The organism is Fluviispira multicolorata, assembly GCF_009208585.1.
GTDB lineage: Bacteria > Bdellovibrionota_B > Oligoflexia > Silvanigrellales > Silvanigrellaceae > Silvanigrella > Silvanigrella multicolorata.
The window spans coordinates 77,916-96,804 of sequence record NZ_WFLN01000007.1; the positions used below are offsets into that span (position 1 = coordinate 77,916).

Here is an 18,889-nt window from a genome sequence, read left to right on the forward strand (position 1 = left end):
TCAAGCTATTGAACATGCGTTCTTTAGCTTGACTTTTGCTATTGTGCAAATATTGTGTGCTTTGCTTCCTTATGGTATGCCAGAAGGACGCATTCCTATTTTTTGCACAATTCATTATATTTGTATCCTTTCTTTCTCATGCAGAGGATTTCATATGGCCAACTTGGCATCTAGCTTCGTCCGTCACCGCCGCACTTTTGCAAAAGTCAAACCGATTATTGGTATGCCCAATTTAATTGACATTCAAAAGAAGTCGTACGCAGAATTCTTGCAAGGTACTGACTCTGCTGAAAATCGTATTGAAGCTGGTCTTCAAGGCGTTTTCAAAAGCGTGTTCCCTGTTCAAGATTTTGATGCAACAGCTTCTGTTGAATTTGTCAGTTACTCTCTCGATGAACCAAAATACACTGTCGAAGAATGCCGCTCAAAGGGCATGACTTATGCTGCTCCTGTTAAGGTTTTAATTCGTCTTATTATTTGGGATGTTGACCATGAAACAGGCGTTAAATCTATTCGTGGGTTTAAAGAGCAAGAGGTTTATTTTGGTGAAATTCCTCTTATGACACAAAACGGTACCTTTATTATTAACGGTACAGAACGTGTTGTCGTTTCTCAGCTCCACCGCTCACCAGGTGTATTTTTTGATCATGACAAAGGAAAAACTCTTTCCTCTGGTAAGTTTTTATACAATGCACGTATTATTCCTTATCGTGGATCATGGCTCGATTTTGAGTTTGATACAAAAGATATTCTTTACTGTCGAATAGATCGTCGCAGAAAAATGCCTGCAACTGTTCTATTAAAAGCTCTCGGCTACACAACGGAAGAATTGCTTGGCAAATTCTATGAATGCGAAACAGTCGTAATTCGTGATGGTCAATTTTACCGTAAAGTAAATCTTGATCGTTTGCGTGGACAAAGAGCTTCGAGTGATATTATGGATCCAAAAAATCCAAGTAACACTCTTGTTAAGCGTAATCGTAAAATTTCTGCTTTACATATTAAACAACTTAAAGCAGCTGGTGTTGAAGAACTTCAATTTCCACGCGAAGAAATTATTGGAAAAATTATTGGTCGCGACATCATTGATGACGACACCGGTGAAGTTTTATTTCCAATTAATACAGACATCTCCGAAAAAATTCTTGAAGCTATCATGCTAAAAGGAATTACTTCTTACGAAATCCTCTTTATTGATGATCTCAACGTAGATTCCTCTTTCCGTGACACTCTTATGGTTGATAAAACAGCTAATACAGAAGAAGCGCTTCTTGAAATCTATCGTAGAATGCGTCCAGGTGATCCACCCACACTTGAAAATGCAAGTAATCTTTTCCAAAATCTATTTTTTGAAAAAGATCGTTATGATTTATCCCGTGTTGGTCGTTTAAAACTAAATGAAAAACTCGATCTTGAAATCGATATCGATTACCGTACTTTGACCCGTGAAGATATTATTGGTTCTGTTAAACGTCTTCTCGATGTTCGCAGTGGTAAAATTAAAGTGGATGATATCGACCACCTTGGTAACCGCCGTGTGCGTGCCGTGGGCGAGCTTCTTGAAAATCAATATCGCATTGGTTTAACTCGCATTGAAAGAGCCATTAAAGAGCGTCTTCAATTACAAGATCTCGACAGTCTTATGCCGCATGACCTTGTCAACGCTAAGCCTGTAACTGCTGTTGTGAAAGAATTCTTTGGATCTTCACAGCTTAGCCAGTTTATGGATCAAACAAACCCGCTCGCTGAAGTTTATCATAAACGCCGTCTTTCCGCCCTTGGGCCTGGGGGTCTTTCCCGTGAAAGAGCAGGCTTCGAAGTGCGTGACGTACACCCAACACATTACGGACGCATCTGTCCTATTGAAACTCCTGAAGGTCCAAACATTGGTCTTATCGTTTCATTGGCTTCATTTGCGCAAGTAAACAAATATGGCTTTATCGAAACTCCATATCGTTCTGTTGTTGACCGTCTACCGGTTGATGAAGTTCGTTACTATTCATCAACTGATGAATGGCGTGATCACGTTATTGCGCAAGCGTATATGCATCTTGACAGTGAAAATAAAATCAATGCGGATGATCTTTTGAATGCGCGTAGCTCAGGTGAAACTAACATCTACACAGCCGAAGAAGTGGACTTAATGGACGTTGCAACAAACCAAGCGGTTTCTGTTGCGGCCTCACTTATTCCGTTCCTTCAAAATGACGATGCCCACCGTGCCCTCATGGGCGCCAACATGCAACGCCAAGGTCTTCCATTGTTAAGAACCAAAGCTCCACTCATTGGTACAGGTATGGAACGTACAGTTGCTGCAGACTCTGGAGTGACTGTGGTTGCGCGTCGTGCGGGTACAGTTATTGCAGTTGATGCGGAACGTGTTGTTATTAAGACAAATGAAGCATCTTCTGACATTACTGAAGTGGCTTCCGAAGTTGATATTTATACACTCATTAAATTCACACGCTCCAACGTGGACACCTGTGTTAACCAAAAGCCAATTGTAAAAGTTGGTGATAAAGTTGAGCGCAATGACATCATTGCAGATGGTTTTGCGACTGAAATGGGTGAGCTTGCACTTGGTCAGAACGTTGTTGTCGCATTCCTTCCTTGGAATGGTTACAACTACGAAGATGGTATTGTTGTATCTGAGCGCATTGTGCGCGAAGATCTGTATACATCTGTTTATATTCAAGAATTTGAATGTATTAGCCGCGATACCAAGCTTGGAAAAGAAGAAATCACTTCTGATATTCCAAACGTAAGCGACGAGTCCTTAAAAGACCTCGACGATGCTGGTGTTGTTCGTGTTGGTGCAGAAGTTAAACCAGGCGATATTCTTGTTGGTAAATTAACTCCAAAAGCAGAAACTCAACTTACACCCGAAGAAAAACTTCTTCGCGCAATTTTCGGCGAAAAAGCAGCCGACGTGCGTGACACATCTCTTCGTGTTCCACCAGGAGTACAAGGGACAGTGATTGGAGCAAAAGTATTTTCTCGCGAAGGTGCTGAGCTCGACAGTCGTATGATTCAGGTTCAAGAACAAGAAATTACTAAGCTTAAAAAAGATGAACGCGATCGTATTCAAATTATTCGTAAATCTACAGCTGAAAAGCTTGAAGATCTAATTGCGGGTGAAACCGCTGCGGTTAGCATTGAAGTTAAAAATGACAGTTCTTCTTTCAAAGTTGCTTCTGGTGAAGAACTTACTAAAGAAGTTCTTGCAGATCTGTCTATTGAGCAAATTAAGGCTCTCGAAGTTATCAGCTCCGACAAGAGTGCACTTCTTGCTAAAATTAAAAAATCAATGAATGAGAAAATTGCTCTCGTTCGTGAAATGACAGAAACTCAAATTGCACGTGCAAAACGTGGTGATGAATTGCCACCAGGCGTTATTAAAATGGTCAAAGTATATGTTGCCATTAAACGTCGTCTTCAGGTGGGTGATAAGCTTGCAGGTCGTCATGGTAACAAGGGTGTTATTTCAAAAATTGTTCCTATTGAAGATATGCCATTCCTCGATAATGGTCAGCCTGTTGATATTGTCCTCAGTCCGCTCGGGGTTCCATCTCGTATGAACATCGGTCAGATTATGGAAACTCACTTTGGTTGGGCAGCGCGTGGAATTGGTATTAAAATCAATGAAATGCTCGATAAAGCAGCTCCTCGTCATGAACTTGAAGAGTATATCTGTAAAGTATGGGATGATACTTCTGTTCATGAGTTTGTAAAAGCATGCTCAAATGACGAGCTTCGTCAATTTGTCCGCAAGTACAAAGATGGTGTTACTCTTTCAAACCCCGTGTTTGATGGTGCTGTTGAAGAAGAGATATTTAAATATCTTGAGCTTGCAGATCTTGATAGATCTGGACAGGTCACTCTTTACGATGGAAGAACCGGTGAGAAATTCAATCGTCAAGTGACTGTTGGTGTTATGTACGTTCTTCGTCTCCACCACTTGGTAGACGAGAAAATTCATGCCCGTTCCATTGGGCCTTACAGTCTTGTCACACAACAACCTCTTGGCGGTAAGGCACAGTTTGGTGGTCAGCGTCTTGGGGAAATGGAAGTGTGGGCGATGGAAGCCTATGGTGCAGCGTACACCCTTCAGGAATTCCTCACTGTTAAGTCCGACGATATCGCAGGTCGTACAAAAATGTATGAAGCTGTTGTTAAGGGTGAGAACATGATGCTTCCTGGTTTACCAGAGTCCTTCAATGTTCTTATCAAAGAAATGCAATCGCTTGCGTTGGATGTCAGCCTCATTCGCGATGAAAGTGAAATCAGTCTCGATGACTTGCAACGTGATGTGCGCGAAATCCAATAAAGTCGAAGGAGTTTAAGCATGAGTATGAATGAAGGTACCAAAGATGTTTACAGTTTCTTCGAAAAACCTGTAGATCCTTTGAGTTTTAGTGCAGTAAAAATTGGTTTAGCTTCTCCCGAGCGCATCAGAAGTTGGTCTTATGGTGAAGTAAAAAAACCTGAAACAATTAACTACAGAACATTCAAGCCTGAACGTGATGGTCTTTTCTGCGGAAAAATCTTTGGCCCCGTTCGTGATTTCGAGTGTATTTGTGGAAAATATAAACGTAAAAAACACCGCGGCACCGTATGTGAAAAATGCGGCGTGGAAGTTATTGAAAGTAAAGTGAGGCGTGAAAGGCTTGGTCATATTAACTTAGCTAGCCCTGTTGCCCACATTTGGTTCTTAAAGAGTTTGCCTTCTCGTATTGGGTGCGTTGTTGACATTTCACTTAAAGATCTTGAAAAGGTTCTATATTGTGAATCCTATATCGTTCTCGATCCAGGAACATCCGATCTTAAAAAACATGAGCTTATTTCTGAAGAGCGTTTTGCTGCAAAAGTTCGTGAACTTGGTAACAACGCATTCCGCGTTGGTATCGGTGCCGATGCACTTCTTGAAATGCTTCAGTCTGTCGATGTTTTTGAGCTTGCTGAGCAACTTAAAGAATCACTCTTGAACACAACATCTGATGCTCAAAGTAAAAAGCTTATTAAAAGACTTAAGGTTGTTGGTGCTTTCACAATGAGTGACAATCGTCCAGAATGGATGATGTTATCCGTTATTCCTGTGTTGCCCCCAGATCTGCGTCCGCTTGTGCCACTCGATGGTGGTCGCTTTGCTACCTCCGATCTCAACGACTTATATCGTCGCGTGATTAACCGTAACAATCGTCTTCTCAGACTTATAGAATTAAATGCGCCTGAAATTATTGTGCGCAATGAAAAACGTATGCTTCAAGAAGCTATCGATGCGCTTTTTGACAACGGTCGTCGTGGAAAAGTTTTCACAGGCCCTAACAAGCGTCCTCTGCGTTCCCTTTCAGATATGTTGAAGGGGAAAGGTGGTCGTTTCCGTCAAAACTTACTTGGTAAGCGCGTGGACTACTCAGGTCGTTCCGTAATTGTTGCAGGTCCAGAATTACGTTTGCACCAATGTGGTTTACCAAAGCTTATGGCTCTTGAAATGTTTAAACCATTCCTCTTTAACAAACTCGAGGAAAGAGGCTATGTTTCTACAATTAAAAGTGCAAAGAAAATGGTGGAAAAGGAACGTCCTGAAGTATGGGATCTCCTTGAAGAATGTACAAAAGAACATCCAGTTCTTTTAAATCGTGCGCCTACATTGCACCGCCTTGGTATCCAAGCGTTTGAACCTGTTCTTATCGAAGGCAAAGCTATACAGCTACACCCCTTGGTTTGTCAGGCATTTAATGCGGACTTTGACGGTGACACAATGTGCGTCCATGTTCCACTGAGCCTCGAAGCACAAATCGAAGCACGCGTTCTTATGATGTCGACAAATAATATTTTGTCTCCTCAGCACGGAACTCCGATTATCGAGCCTCGTAAAGACATCGTTCTTGGTCTTTACTATTTGACTCGTGAAAACATCACACTTCGTGGTGACAGCATGAAATTCTCAGGTCTTGAAGAAGTTCGTGTTGCCTACGATCACGGCTTTGTCGAATTGCACACCCGTATTTTCGTGCGTGAAAATCAAGGTGATAAGCAACTTGTGCAAACCACTGTAGGGCGTTGTTTACTGAGAGAAGTGATCCCTGATAAGGTTCCTTTCTTTAAGAAATATAATAAGGCGCTCGATCAAAAAGCATTGGCTGTGCTTGTAAACGACACCTACCGTCTTTGCGGTGCAAAAGAAACAGTTCTTCTTGCCGACGCATTGCGTGAATTAGGTTACCGTTATGCAACAGAATCTGGTATTTCTATTGCAATTAAAGACATGATGATTCCAAAAGAAAAAACAAAACTTTTGGATGAAGCATATAGTGAAGTTAAAGAAGTTCGTGAGCAGTATGCAGAAGGTCTAATTACCGAAGGAGAACGTCACAATAAGGTAATCGACATCTGGTCTCGTGTTCAGGATGAAATCACTGTAAAAATGTTGAAGCAGCTTGAAACTCAAAAAGCTGTAAATCAAAAAGGTGAAGAAATACGTATTCAATCCTTTAACTCACTTTACATGATGGCTGACTCTGGAGCCCGTGGTTCTAAGCAGCAGATGCGTCAGTTAGCTGGTATGAAGGGGCTTGTTGCGAAAGCAACGGGTGAAATTATTGAAACCCCGGTGACTTCTAACTTACGTGAAGGGTTTACAATTCTTCAGTACTTTATCAATACTCACGGTGCTCGTAAAGGTCTTGCCGATACTGCTCTTAAAACAGCATCTTCTGGTTATCTTACACGTCAGCTTGTGGATGTTGCGCAAGATACTATTATCTCTGAAACAGACTGTGGAACTCTTGATGGGGTTGAAATCACATCTGTTGTTGAAGGTGGGGAAGTTATTCAAAGAGTTGGAAATCGTACTCTCGGAAGAACATCTCTTTATGACATCAAAAACCGTGCAACTAGTGAAGTGATTGTCAAAGCAAATGAAGAAATAAATGAAGAAGCGGTTATTCGCCTTGATCAGGCTAAAATTGACCGTGTCTATGTTCGTTCTGTTCTAACTTGTCGTACGCGTCGTGGTGTTTGTGCTAAGTGCTATGGTCGCGACCTTGCAACAGGTAATCTTGTGAACGTAGGTGAAGCAGTTGGTGTTATTGCAGCTCAATCCATTGGTGAACCTGGTACTCAGTTAACAATGCGTACGTTCCACTCTGGCGGTACAGCGACCACGCAATCTCAAGCTTCATCTTATGAAGCTAAGGTTGAAGGTACTGTTCAGCTTTCCAATGTCAGCCTTGTTAGAGGCCGTACAGAATGGGACACAGCAATGGGCCGTAATGGTGAAGTTATTGTTTATGACCTTGATGGTATTGAACGTGACCGCCACTCTATTCCATATGGTTCTAAAGTCTTTGTAAAAGATGGGGCAAGTGTAAAAGTTGGTACCATGCTTATTGAATGGGATCCGCACTCTGTGGTCATCGTTTCTGAAGTTCCTGGTAAAGTTAAGTTCCAAGACCTTTTCGAAGGTGTCTCTGTTGAAGAGCGTACAGACGAAGTAACAGGTTTGACCCGTCGTGTTGTTATCGAAAATAAGGACACAAAGATCAAGCCTGCAATTGTCGTAACTGATTCCTCTGGAACAGCTATTCGTATTACAGAAACCCGTGATGCTCGTTATCCGCTTCCAAGTGGTGCGACAATCATGTTTGCAGATGGTGATTCTGTTTATCCTGGTGATGTTCTTGCTAAAATTCCTCGTGAACAGGCAAAGACAAAGGATATTACCGGTGGTCTTCCGCGTGTTGCTGAGCTTTTCCTTGCTCAAAAACGTAGAACTTTTGCAATTATTTCTGAAATCGACGGCTTTGTTTCCTTTGGTGCGGATATCAAAGGCAAGAGACGTGTTGTTGTCAATCCAGAAATGGGTGGAGGGGACAGCCGTGAGTATCTCATTCCAAAGGGACGTCACGTTGTTGTTACTGAAGGCGACTTCATTCGTGCGGGTGAACCACTTGTTGATGGTCCATTAAACCCACATGACATCTTGAAGGTTCTTGGTGAAAAAGCTTTGGCCAGCTACCTTGTTTCTGAAATCCAAGCAGTTTATAAGCTGCAAGGTGTGAGCATCGATGATAAGCATATTGAAATTATCGTTAAACAAATGCTTCGTCGTGTTCGCATTAAAGATCCAGGGGATACTGAGTTTTTACCTGCGGCTCAGGTAGAGAAGTGGACTTTTGAAGAGCAAAACGAACTTGCTATGCAAAGAGGTGCTCGTCCAGCAACTGCTGAACCACTTCTTCTTGGTATTGCAAGAGCGGCATCTTCAACAGAATCATTCATCTCTGCAGCATCATTCCAAGAGACAACAAGAGTGCTTACAGAAGCGGCTCTTGCAGGACGCAAAGATCTTTTGCGTGGCCTCAAAGAAAATGTCATTATGGGTCGTTTAATTCCTGCTGGAACGGGTGTGAACTACTACAACAATCTCGATATGTTTGTTGAAGGGCAAAGCCTAGATGCAGAAGCTATTATTGAGGCTTCAATTCCTCAAGTTGTTGCACGTCTCGGAACGGGTTCACATCATCAGATGAGATAAGCAATTTTAACCTGTTCCATATGTTTAGATATTGCTTAAATTTTATAAATTTTGCTTGACAGTGGGCGTCGTTCTACGTTACGAATCGACGCCCAACGGTTTGGAGTGTAATTCAATGGAAAGCCAAAAAATCCGTATTCGTCTCAAGGGCTATGATGTTTCTCTGGTTGACCAGAGCGTAGCTCAGATTATTAACAAGGCAAAAGGCACAGGAGCTAAAATAGCTGGTCCTGTTCCAATGCCAACAATTATTAATCGTTATACAGTATTAAGATCTCCTCACGTAGATAAAAAATCTCGTGAGCAGTTCGAAATCCGCACGCACCGTCGTTTAATCGACCTTCTTGAACCAAAACAGCAAACTGTTGATGGCCTTATGAAGCTCGATCTTGCAGCTGGTGTTGATGTAGAAATCAATCTTTACTAATAATCGATTTTTATTGATTTATTTAATTATACTTTCTGAGTAATTTTAATTCAGAAAGTTTTAACAACAAGCTGGCGCTGTGATTTATCGCATCCAGCAGGAGTTAAAGTTATATGGTACGTTATGCTTTTAGCAAAGTTGGCATGACTAGTGCATTTACGCAGATTGGCGCAGCTCAAGGCGTAACTGTATTAAAAATGCAGCCAGCTAAGGTTGTAAGACACGAGATATTGGCGAATGGCCAAGTTGTTGTCGTTGTTGAATACGAAACTGGTCACAAAAATAAGCTAGTTCGTGGATGGGTTGTTGAAAATCCTGCTGAATATGAAGTAGGCTCACCTCTTAAAGCTCCTTCTCTCACTGTCGGACAAAAATTAAAAATTACTGGCTTTTCAAAAGGTCGCGGTTTCCAAGATGCTATGACTCGTCATGGTTTTGGTGGCGGTCCTGCGAGTCATGGTAGCCGTTTCCATCGTTCACCTGGTTCTATCGGTATGCGTACTGAACCTGGTCGCGTTATGAAAGGCAAAAAAATGCCAGGCCAAGACGGTAATGTACAAGTAACTCTCCGCAATGTTCAGGTTGCTTACTGGTCTCATGAAGAGTCAATTATGGCTGTCGTAGGCGGTGTTCCTGGTGCACGCGGCGGTATGGTATTTGTTTAAATTTAAGTTTTGGGAAGGGATAGCAAAATGTTGTCTAAAATAGAAAACCTTCCAGAGAGTTTGGTTAGCTACGCTGACCGTAATAAAGGCACTCTCTGGCAAGTTGTTAAGGCTTACAGAGCCAACCAAAGACAAGGTACTGTTGGCGTTAAAACACGCGCAATGGTTAAGTCAACTGGTAAAAAGCCTTATAAGCAAAAGAAAACTGGTAGTGCTCGTCGTGGTTCTTTCGTAGCCCCTCTTCACGTTGGTGGTGGTGTTGCTCATGGACCTAAGGCGCGTGATTATCGTCAAGCGATTCCATTAAAAATGAGTCGTGTTGCTCTTGGAATTGCAATTTCTGAGCGTGTTAAATCTGGTAAAGTTTTTGTTGGTGCGCTTGACTTTTCAAGTGGAAAAACAAAAGACGCAGCGACCGTATTAAAAAGCGTAGCTGATTTCACTGGGAATACTTTAGTTTGTCTAAGTAATCCAAGCGAAAACACAATTCGTGCTCTTCGCAATATTCGCGGCGTGCATCTTGTGAGCCCAGAGCAAGTGAATGCTTTCACTGTTCTTCAAGCGCGCAGTCTTATTGCAAGTCCAGAAGCGTTCAAAGTTCTTGAATCAAGACTTGCAGACTGAATTTTGAAGAAAGGAAATGAACATGCGTTCAGATTATGTTATTAAAGGTTCAATTTTAAGCGAAAAATCTTATGGTCTTTTAGAAAATAAGGTTTATACGCTTAAGGTAGATCTCAAAGCTACAAAATTAGACATTAAAGCAGCTGTTAAAGATGTTTTTGGTGTTGACGTTGTAGATGTGAATACTTCTATTTTACGTGGAAGAGTTGTTCGTAAAGCTCGTTCTAAAAAAAGTGGTGCTGTAGAAGTTAAGCTTCCTAACATCAAAAAGGCGTTCATTCGTCTTAAAGATGGTCAAGAGCTTCCAGCTCCAGTCGTAGCCGCTCCAGCTGATGCTGCTGCAGAATAAGCTTCTTCGGTTTTGTTGGTGTTTTTTTAGTGCGCGGAAAAATCCTCGAATTATCGCGCAAGGATGAGGAAAATGGGAATCAGACAATTAAGGCCTTATACGGCCACAACAAGAACACAGAGTTATATTAACTACAGAGAAGTTCTTACGACTGATACTCCTTACAAGCCTCTTTTGGCTGCAAAGCCTCGTAAGGCTGGTCGTAATAACAACGGCCGTATTACTGTGCGCCATCAAGGCGGTGGTAATAAGGTTAAATATCGTATTATCGACTGGAAAAGATCTCGTAAAGACGTCGAAGGTGTAGTAACTTCTGTTGAGTATGATCCAAATCGTACTGCGTTTATCTCCTTAATTAAATTCGTTGATGGAGATCGTCGTTACGCTCTCGCTACAGATGGTGTTAAGGTTGGTACAAAAGTTATCGCTTCTGGTGAGGCAGATATCAAAGCTGGCAACAGTCTTCCGCTCAAGAAAATTCCAGCGGGTACAGTTGTTCACAGTATCGAGATGCGTCCTGGAGCAGGTGCAAAGCTTGTTCGTAGTGCAGGTGCTTCTGCAACTTTAGTAGGCCGCGTTGAGCAATACGCTCAAATTCGTATGCCATCTGGAGAACTTCGTCTTATCCCTGAAGATTGCTATGCGACTATTGGTACGGTTTCCAATGCGGATCATATGAATGTATCCCTTGGTAAAGCGGGCCGTAATCGTTGGAAGGGTGTTCGCCCAACTGTTCGTGGTGTCGCTATGAACCCTGTAGACCATCCAATGGGTGGTGGTGAAGGCCGTACAAGTGGTGGTCGTCATCCATGTTCTCCATGGGGTCAATTGTCTAAGGGTTATAAAACTCGCAAGGTGAAACCGAGCGATAAGTTTATCGTAAGCCGTCGTAAGAAATAATTTTCGAATTGGTTAAGAGGTAAAAGCATGCCACGTTCGTTGAAAAAGGGTCCTTTTGTTGACTCCTATCTGTTCAAAGCAGCAGAAAAGAACAAAGGTGCCACTAAGGTTATTAAAACTTGGAGTCGCCGTTCAACAATTCTCCCTGATTTTGTTGGATTAACTTTTGCAGTTCACAATGGAAAGAAATTCGTTCCAGTTTATGTGAACGAAAACATGGTAGGACACAAGCTTGGTGAGTTTGCGCCAACTCGTACTTTCCATGGTCATGGTGCGGATAAAAAAGCCGCTAAGAAAAAGTAAGAGGTAAGTTATGGACGCAAAAGCAACACACTATGCTGCAAAGTGTACTGCACGTAAAGCTAGATTGTTAAGGCCAATGATTATTGGCAAAACTGTTCCACAGGCTATAGCAATCCTTTCTGTTGAAAGACGCTCTGGTTCTGTTGCTGCCGTAAAGCTTATTCGCTCTGCGTTGGCTCAGCTTCCTGAAAATAGCGCTGTAAACACTGTAATTAGTGATTTTGTAGTGAATGAAGGTCCACGCCGTCGTATGTTTATGCCACGTGCTCAAGGACGTGCAACGCCAATCTTAAAGAAGACGTCGCACTTAACTATTCGTCTTAAACTTAATTAACAGAGGGTACAGCAGTGGGTCAGAAAGTACATCCAATTGGTTTGAGACTTGGAATCAACAAGACTTGGGATTCTCGCTGGTTTAGCAAGCGCGAATTCGCAAAAAATCTTAATGAAGACTTGAATGTTCGCAAGTTCATCTCAAAAAAATACTCAGAAGCAGGCGTCGCTCGTGTTGAAATCGAACGCGCTGCAAAACAAGTAGTTATTAAAGTTTATACAGCTAAACCTGGTAAACTTATTGGCAAACAAGGTAAGGGGATTGAGCTTCTTCGTGATGAAGTAAGAACAGTTCTTAAAACGAACGACAAAAATATCAAAGTTGATGTTTTTGAAGTGAAAAGTCCTGATACAAATGCACAACTCGCTGCATTTAACGTTGCTCAACAGCTTGAAAAACGTGTTTCCTTCAGAAGAGCTATGAAGAAGGTTATGCAACAAGCTATGAAGGCCGGCGGAAAAGGTATCAAGATTCGCGTATCCGGTCGTCTTAATGGGGCTGAAATGGCTCGTACAGAATGGTATATGGAAGGACGCGTTCCTCTTCATACTCTTCGTGCAGACATCGATTATGGCACTTCCGAAGCTTTAACAACATATGGTCTTATTGGGGTTAAGGTTTGGTTATTTAAGGGCGAAGTTTTTGGAAAAACAGCCAGCTCTGCTGTGAATACCAAGAATTTGCGCAATGAGGAGTAATTAGAACATGTTGGCTCCAAAAAAAGTTAAGTTTCGTAAGTCTCACAAAGGTCGTATTAAAGGTATTGCAGATCGCTGCAATAGCATAGATTTTGGAGATTTTGCTCTTCAGGCTGTAGAACCAGGGAAACTTGAAGCTCGTCAGATCGAAGCAAGTCGAATTGCCTTGACTCGCCACATAAAGCGTGGTGGAAAGGTTTGGATTCGTGTGTTTCCAGATAAACCAATTACAAAGAAACCTGCTGAAACACGCATGGGTTCTGGTAAAGGTGGTTTGGATCGTTGGGTTTGTCCTATTCGCTCCGGTCGAGTTATTTTTGAAATTCAAGGCGTTCCAGCAAACCTTGCTCAAGAGGCGTTTGAACTGGCTGCGGCTAAGCTTCCATTCAAAACTCGTATGATGAGCAGAAGTGATAAGGTTTGGGAAAATCAATGAAAAAACAAAAAAAGTTTGCTGATTTGAATTCTAGTGATGCATCTTCTAAGCATATTGAGCTTGTTAAAGAACTCGTTAAGTTTAGAGTTTCCATGGATCCTGCTCTCATTAAGAATGCGGGTGGTATTGCAGGGCTGAGAAGAGATCTTAAAATCGTTTCTCGTAAAAAAGCACAATCCGCTAAATAATTGGGGTAATATTATGGAAAATGCAAAAATCACTAAAAATCCTATCAGAGGTCGTGTTGTTGCGGTTTCAAAAGACACAAAGACAGTAAAAGTGGAAGTTCCACGTGTTGTTCCTAACGGGACATACGGCAAACGTCTTCACCTTCATACATCAGTTTTTGCAGATACATCCGGAATTTCAGATGTAGTTGTTGGTAAAGATGTTGATATTTTGCCATGCAGTCGTATTTCTAAGAGTAAATCTTGGAAAATTGTTTCTGTTGTTAGTCGCTAAGATAGCAACATTGTAAGATAGTTTCTATTTTCTTTCTCATTTAATGGGGTGTATCGTGATTCAGCCAGAATCTATCCTGGTAGCAGCCGATAATAGCGGGGCGCGTACTCTCAATGTCATTCGTGTTATGGGTGGTTCATTCCGCCGTTATGCACGTGTTGGCGATTTGATTGTAGTCTCCGTAAGGGATGCTGTGCCTGGTGGGCGTGTTAAGAAAGGCGAAGTGCACAAGGCAATTGTGGTTCGCTGTAAGAAAGAAGTTTCGAGAGCCGATGGGTCTCGAATTCGTTTTGATGAAAATGCTGCTGTTCTTGTAAAAATTGTCAAAAATGAAAAAGAGCCAGTTGGAACCCGTATTTTTGGACCAATTGCTCGTGAATTAAGACAACGTAATTGTGGCAAGATTATCAGCTTGGCTCCGGAGGTTCTATAATCCATGGCAAGCGAAAAAAATCAGGCAGGTAAAAAACCTACTGGAAAAAAAGGCGCTGATTACGGCGCAGTAGTGGTTCGCGGTGAGCACACTAAAGGTGTGAAACCAAGATTCATGGCAAAGTTCAACGACAAAGTTTTACCAGAACTTAAAAAGCGTCATTCCGAAAAGAATGTTATGGAGCTTCCTAAGATCGTAAAAATCGTTGTTAATACCTGTCAAGGCGAAGCTACTCAGAATATTAAAGCTCTCGAAGCAGCTGCTGCTGAGCTTGAATTGATTACTGGCCAAAAGTCTGTAATTACTCGTGCAAAAAAATCTATTGCAACGTTTAAACTTCGCGCAGGAATGCCAATTGGTGCTTCTGTTACTCTTCGCAAAGAGAGAATGTTTGAATTTTATGACAAGCTTGTTTCGGTAGCACTACCTCGTGTACGTGATTTCCGTGGTGTTTCGTCAAATAGTTTTGATGGTCGTGGTAATTATTCTCTTGGTATCCGCGAACAGATTATCTTTCCAGAAATCGAAGCGGATAAAGTAGATAAAACTCGTGGTTTGAGTATCACAATTGTGACATCTGCGAAAACAGATGAAGAAGCGCGTGAACTTCTTACTCTCCTTGATATGCCGTTTAGAAAGTAAAAGGGGAAGCTGTGGCTCGTTTAGCTATGATTAATAAGGCAAATAAAAAAGCCAAATTTTCTACGCGTCAGCACAACCGCTGCAATCAATGCGGTCGTCCTCGCGCATATTACAGAGATTTTGGTTTATGTCGTATTTGCTTACGTAAAAACGCCCTTTCCGGTCAAATTCCTGGAATGGTCAAGGCTAGTTGGTGAGGTGAATAAAAATGTACGTTACTGATCCAATTGCTGATATGTTAACACGTATCCGTAATGCTACAAATGCAGGACTTAAGTATACAACTGTTCCTGCAAGCACAATAAAAATTGAAATTACAAAAATCTTGGAAACAGAAGGACTCATTCGTGGGTACCGTCTCATCAAGGATAACGGTCAAGGTAAAATTAAGATCGCTATGAAATACACAGAAGCTGGGCAACCCGCTATCCGTGGTTTGACTCGCGTTTCTAAGCCTGGTTGCCGTGTGTACAAAGGTGTTTCTGATCTTCCTAGAATTCGTGGTGGTCTTGGTTTCGCTATTCTTACAACTCCTAAGGGAGTTCTTACAAGCAAGACTGCTCGTCAAGAACGCGTAGGCGGAGAAGTTTTAGCTTATATTTGGTAACTTTCGAGGACTTTTAGGAGGCTTCTATGTCAAGAGTTGGTAAGCAGCCAATTAAAATTCCTTCGGGAGTAACCGTAAAACTAAACGGCTCTATTCTCGAAGTGAATGGACCAAAGGGTATCATGAAGCGTGATACTCTTGGTCGTGTTTCTGTCGCTCAACAAGGTAGCGAAGTTGTTGTTTCTGCAGGTGCTGTTGAAAACAGTTCTGCATACTGGGGTCTTTATAGAACCCTTCTTGCTAACATGGTTCAAGGTGTTTCTGCTGGTTTCAGCAAATCCCTTGAAATTCAAGGAACTGGCTACCGTGCAAACATGGCTGGCAAAATCTTGAATCTTACTGTTGGTTTTTCTCACCCTGTAAATATTGATCCACCTGCAGGAATCACTTTTGAAGTGGATAAAGCTGGTAAGGTTAGTATTTCTGGTGTTGATAAGGAACTTGTTGGTCAAATGGCTGCTAAAGTACGTTCCGTACGTCCAGCAGAACCATACCAAGGCAAGGGTATTCGTTATTCTGGCGAAGTTATTGCAACTAAGGTTGGTAAATCTGCAGGTAAAAAATAATTAAACTTGCTTATTTTTAGTGTTTTCTGTATGTGAGCAGAAAACCAGGAGATTTTATGTATCGTATAATCAATCGTAGACGAGTTAGACAATTGCGTAAGATGCGTTTCTGGCGTCGTCGCTCCACTGATTTAACAAAGCCACGTCTTTGTATCTTCAGAAGCAGTCGTCATATTCAAGCTCAAGTTATAGATGATGCAAAAGGAATTGTTCTTGCATGTGCAAGTTCTATTGAAGCAGACGTTAAATCGACTGGTCTTCGCGGCAAAGAAATGGCTGTCAAAGTGGGAGCTGTTGTAGCTGAAAGAGCAAAAAATGCAGGAGTAACCACTGTTGTATTTGATAGAAACGGTTTCACGTATCATGGGCGCGTTCAAGTTCTTGCTGACTCCGCTCGTGAAGCTGGTCTTCAATTCTAAAAACTTGACTTTGTAAGGATGAGCATAAAATGCAAATGAATAAAGAAGAGCAGAAGAAGGATCGCTTTGAAGATCGAGTTGTAAGCGTTTCTCGTGTATCAAAAACTGTTAAAGGTGGTAGACGCATGAGCTTTTCAGCTCTTGTTGTTGTGGGTGACCGTCAAGGTACAGTTGGCTACGGTCTTGGTAAGGCTGCGGAAGTTCCTGAAGCAGTTAGAAAAGCAGTTGCTCAAGCTAAGAAGTCACTTATTACTGTTCCAATGGAAAAGCAAACAATTCCATTTGTTGTAAACGCAAAATTTGGTGCAAGCCACCTTCTTTTGAGTCCTGCAACAGAAGGTTCTGGTATTGTTGCCGGAAGTTCAGTGCGTGCCGTTGCAGAGCTTGCTGGTATCCCTAATATCATGGCTAAAATCCAAGGCAGTCGCAATCCACATAACGTTGTTAAAGCAGCTTTCAAGGGTCTTAAACAGCTTTCGACTACTGAAGAATACTTAAGAGCTCGTAAGTAAAAAGGGTCTCTCAAAAATGAAATCTATAGACACGAAAAATATTAAAGTGACATTGCTTCGCAGTTTTGCGGGACGCAATGAATCACAACGTAAAACCCTAGTTTCACTTGGTCTTTCTAAAATTGGTTCTTCACGTGTATTACCAAACGTGAATCCAATTCTTGGCCAGGTCAACAAGGTAATTCAGTTTATCAGAGTTGAGCCAGCTGAGTAAGGAGTAAAAAGTGAGAATAGAAGAACTTCGCCCAAATCCGGGTGCAAGAAAAGATAGACGCCGTTTAGGCAGAGGTCCAGGTAGTGGTCTCGGTAAAACTGGTGGACGTGGTGGTAAAGGCCAAACAGCTCGTTCTGGCTCAAGCATTCGCCCTGGTTTTGAAGGTGGACAAACTCCTCTTTACCGTAGAATTCCAAAACGTGGATTCAAAAATGTGTGTGCTATCCAAGTTGAGTCCTTAAATTTAAAAGACTCTTCACAATATATTGAAAATGGCATTTTAGATGGCAAAGGTTTTAACGCCTCTGGTATTGCAAAATTGCTCTCTATGGGTGATGTTCCTGCAGAGCTCCGCTCTGTAAGAAATTTTGTAATGTCCGCTGGAGCTCGTGAAAAACTAGTGGCAAAAGGTGTAACTATCGAGGAGTAAGCAGGGGATGCCTCAGGGAAGTGGCTGGACAGATAATGTCCTTGTAAAGCGTTTGTTGTTTACATTGTTAGCACTTCTCGTGTTCCGATTTGGAGTGCACATTCCAATTCCAGGTATCGATGCCAAAGAACTTGCTTTGTTCGCAAGCCAACAGGGTGCTGGTCTCCTTAAAATATTTAATATGTTTTCTGGCGGCGCACTAAGCCATTTTTCTATTTTTAGCCTTGCAGTTATGCCTTACATTTCTGCAAGCATTATCATCCAATTGATGACAGTGGTTGTTCCTGCTTTGGAACAAATGCAAAAAGAAGGTGGTGTTGGTAGACAAAAGATCACTCGTATTACGAGAGCTCTTGCTGTGCTTTTAGCACTTGTGCAAGGCTATCTTTTAGCAGCAGGTTTAGAAGCCTCACGTGGTCCTGGTGGTGGGATGATAGTTCTTGATCCTGGTCTGTCGTTTAGACTCTTGTCTTGTGTCCTAATGGCTGCTGGCAGCTGTTTTGTAATGTGGTTAGGCGAGCAAATTACCGATAAAGGTATAGGAAATGGCATAAGCCTTCTTATCTTTGCAGGAATCGTTGCTTATCTACCTTCTTCAGCGAGCACAATTATTGAAATGGTTAAGCAGAATAGCGGTGCTTTTGTGGGTGCCCTTGGCATCATCGCATTTGCCCTCGTTCTTGTTTTTGCGGTTACTTTTTTTGAGCAAAGCTATAGAAAAGTTCCAATTCACTATGCAAAGCGCTTAGTTGGCAAGAGAGTGATGTCTGCACAGTCAACACACTTACCGTTGAAAGTTAATATGGCTGGTATTATGGCTGCAATTTTTGCATCCACACTATTAGCTGTACCAGCAACATTTTTAAGTTTTGGAAATTCGTCTGGGAATGTTTGGCTCGCTGATTTTTTACCAGGCCATTGGCTATATAATGTTGCTTTTGTGATTTTAGGTCTCTTTTTCTCATTTTTCTACGCATCCATTGTCTTTAAATCCGATGATGTGGCTGAAAACCTAAAAAAGCAAAACGCATATATACCAGGAATTCGTCCTGGTAGTGAGACTGCTGAGGCTCTTGATACTGTTGTTTCTCGTTTGACGTTTGCTGGGGCGGTTTACATGAATCTTATTGTTGTCGTTCCTTCTCTCGTTGGTGGGACTTTCTCTCAGCAAATGACCTTTGGAGGAACTTCACTTTTGATTGTAGTAGGTGTTGCACTTGAGGCGATTCGCCAAGTAAGGGCACAACTTGCAACTCAAAAATATGATTTTCTGATTTTCCCTTCTCATTCGCGAGATACTGCAAATGATACAAGGCTATGAAACAGGAT

The 18,889-nt window shown here is 41.9% G+C and carries 23 protein-coding genes; all 23 read left to right on the top strand.

Annotation, left to right across the window (positions count from 1 at the left end):
• Positions 1–154: 154 nt before the first annotated feature.
• The 23 genes from rpoB to secY all read left to right on the top strand — a co-directional run bounded on the left by rpoB (position 155) and on the right by secY (position 18,881).
• Positions 155–4,327, top strand: a complete 4,173-nt coding sequence (gene rpoB / locus GCL57_RS09325; protein WP_152213086.1) for a DNA-directed RNA polymerase subunit beta — start codon at positions 155–157, stop codon at positions 4,325–4,327.
• Between the two features lie 24 nt (positions 4,328–4,351).
• On the top strand, positions 4,352–8,539 hold the full coding sequence (gene rpoC, locus GCL57_RS09330) for a DNA-directed RNA polymerase subunit beta' (protein ID WP_152213364.1): 4,188 nt from the start codon (positions 4,352–4,354) through the stop codon (positions 8,537–8,539).
• 115 nt (positions 8,540–8,654) lie between these two features.
• Positions 8,655–8,966 (top strand): 30S ribosomal protein S10, encoded by a 312-nt coding sequence (gene rpsJ / locus GCL57_RS09335; RefSeq protein ID WP_130610705.1) that lies wholly within the window; start codon positions 8,655–8,657, stop codon positions 8,964–8,966.
• A 113-nt stretch (positions 8,967–9,079) separates the two neighbouring features.
• Entirely contained in the window at positions 9,080–9,631 is a 552-nt protein-coding gene (gene rplC / locus GCL57_RS09340) for a 50S ribosomal protein L3 (RefSeq protein ID WP_152213087.1), read from the top strand.
• A gap of 27 nt (positions 9,632–9,658) precedes the next feature.
• The gene (rplD, locus tag GCL57_RS09345; RefSeq protein ID WP_152213088.1) at positions 9,659–10,255 is read left to right on the top strand and encodes a 50S ribosomal protein L4; all 597 of its coding nucleotides are present in this window, start codon (positions 9,659–9,661) and stop codon (positions 10,253–10,255) included.
• Positions 10,256–10,277: 22 nt separating this feature from the next.
• Positions 10,278–10,604, top strand: coding sequence for a 50S ribosomal protein L23 (gene rplW / locus GCL57_RS09350; protein WP_161597685.1), 327 nt, complete (start codon positions 10,278–10,280; stop codon positions 10,602–10,604).
• 72 nt (positions 10,605–10,676) lie between these two features.
• A complete protein-coding gene (gene rplB, locus GCL57_RS09355; RefSeq protein ID WP_152213090.1) occupies positions 10,677–11,504 on the top strand; it encodes a 50S ribosomal protein L2 in 828 nt (275 codons plus the stop codon).
• Between the two features lie 27 nt (positions 11,505–11,531).
• Complete coding sequence (rpsS, locus tag GCL57_RS09360; RefSeq protein ID WP_152213091.1) at positions 11,532–11,807, top strand: 30S ribosomal protein S19; 276 nt, start codon at positions 11,532–11,534, stop codon at positions 11,805–11,807.
• Positions 11,808–11,817: 10 nt separating this feature from the next.
• Complete coding sequence (locus GCL57_RS09365; RefSeq protein WP_130610686.1) at positions 11,818–12,141, top strand: large ribosomal subunit protein uL22; 324 nt, start codon at positions 11,818–11,820, stop codon at positions 12,139–12,141.
• Positions 12,142–12,155: 14 nt separating this feature from the next.
• Positions 12,156–12,839, top strand: a complete 684-nt coding sequence (gene rpsC / locus GCL57_RS09370; protein ID WP_152213092.1) for a 30S ribosomal protein S3 — start codon at positions 12,156–12,158, stop codon at positions 12,837–12,839.
• Positions 12,840–12,846: 7 nt separating this feature from the next.
• Entirely contained in the window at positions 12,847–13,275 is a 429-nt protein-coding gene (rplP, locus tag GCL57_RS09375) for a 50S ribosomal protein L16 (RefSeq protein ID WP_152213093.1), read from the top strand.
• Positions 13,272–13,463, top strand: coding sequence for a hypothetical protein (locus GCL57_RS09380; RefSeq protein WP_152213094.1), 192 nt, complete (start codon positions 13,272–13,274; stop codon positions 13,461–13,463). The genes rplP and GCL57_RS09380 overlap by 4 nt, the downstream gene beginning before the upstream one ends.
• Before the next feature lie 13 nt (positions 13,464–13,476).
• Positions 13,477–13,737, top strand: a complete 261-nt coding sequence (gene rpsQ, locus GCL57_RS09385; RefSeq protein ID WP_152213095.1) for a 30S ribosomal protein S17 — start codon at positions 13,477–13,479, stop codon at positions 13,735–13,737.
• Positions 13,738–13,792: 55 nt separating this feature from the next.
• A complete protein-coding gene (gene rplN / locus GCL57_RS09390; protein WP_130610671.1) occupies positions 13,793–14,170 on the top strand; it encodes a 50S ribosomal protein L14 in 378 nt (125 codons plus the stop codon).
• A gap of 114 nt (positions 14,171–14,284) precedes the next feature.
• Entirely contained in the window at positions 14,285–14,812 is a 528-nt protein-coding gene (gene rplE / locus GCL57_RS09395; protein ID WP_130612867.1) for a 50S ribosomal protein L5, read from the top strand.
• Between the two features lie 11 nt (positions 14,813–14,823).
• Positions 14,824–15,009, top strand: coding sequence for a type Z 30S ribosomal protein S14 (locus tag GCL57_RS09400; protein ID WP_130610668.1), 186 nt, complete (start codon positions 14,824–14,826; stop codon positions 15,007–15,009).
• An 11-nt stretch (positions 15,010–15,020) separates the two neighbouring features.
• Positions 15,021–15,419 carry a 30S ribosomal protein S8 gene (gene rpsH / locus GCL57_RS09405; RefSeq protein WP_152213096.1) on the top strand — a complete coding sequence of 133 codons (399 nt, stop codon included), beginning with the start codon at positions 15,021–15,023 and terminating at the stop codon, positions 15,417–15,419.
• Positions 15,420–15,445: 26 nt separating this feature from the next.
• Positions 15,446–15,985, top strand: coding sequence for a 50S ribosomal protein L6 (gene rplF / locus GCL57_RS09410; RefSeq protein ID WP_152213097.1), 540 nt, complete (start codon positions 15,446–15,448; stop codon positions 15,983–15,985).
• 56 nt (positions 15,986–16,041) lie between these two features.
• The gene (rplR, locus tag GCL57_RS09415) at positions 16,042–16,404 is read left to right on the top strand and encodes a 50S ribosomal protein L18 (RefSeq protein ID WP_152213098.1); all 363 of its coding nucleotides are present in this window, start codon (positions 16,042–16,044) and stop codon (positions 16,402–16,404) included.
• A gap of 35 nt (positions 16,405–16,439) precedes the next feature.
• Positions 16,440–16,916, top strand: a complete 477-nt coding sequence (gene rpsE, locus GCL57_RS09420) for a 30S ribosomal protein S5 (protein ID WP_130612864.1) — start codon at positions 16,440–16,442, stop codon at positions 16,914–16,916.
• Positions 16,917–16,932: 16 nt separating this feature from the next.
• Complete coding sequence (rpmD, locus tag GCL57_RS09425) at positions 16,933–17,130, top strand: 50S ribosomal protein L30 (RefSeq protein WP_152213099.1); 198 nt, start codon at positions 16,933–16,935, stop codon at positions 17,128–17,130.
• A 10-nt stretch (positions 17,131–17,140) separates the two neighbouring features.
• The gene (rplO, locus tag GCL57_RS09430; RefSeq protein ID WP_152213100.1) at positions 17,141–17,560 is read left to right on the top strand and encodes a 50S ribosomal protein L15; all 420 of its coding nucleotides are present in this window, start codon (positions 17,141–17,143) and stop codon (positions 17,558–17,560) included.
• 7 nt (positions 17,561–17,567) lie between these two features.
• Complete coding sequence (gene secY / locus GCL57_RS09435; RefSeq protein ID WP_152213101.1) at positions 17,568–18,881, top strand: preprotein translocase subunit SecY; 1,314 nt, start codon at positions 17,568–17,570, stop codon at positions 18,879–18,881.
• Positions 18,882–18,889 lie beyond the last annotated feature (8 nt).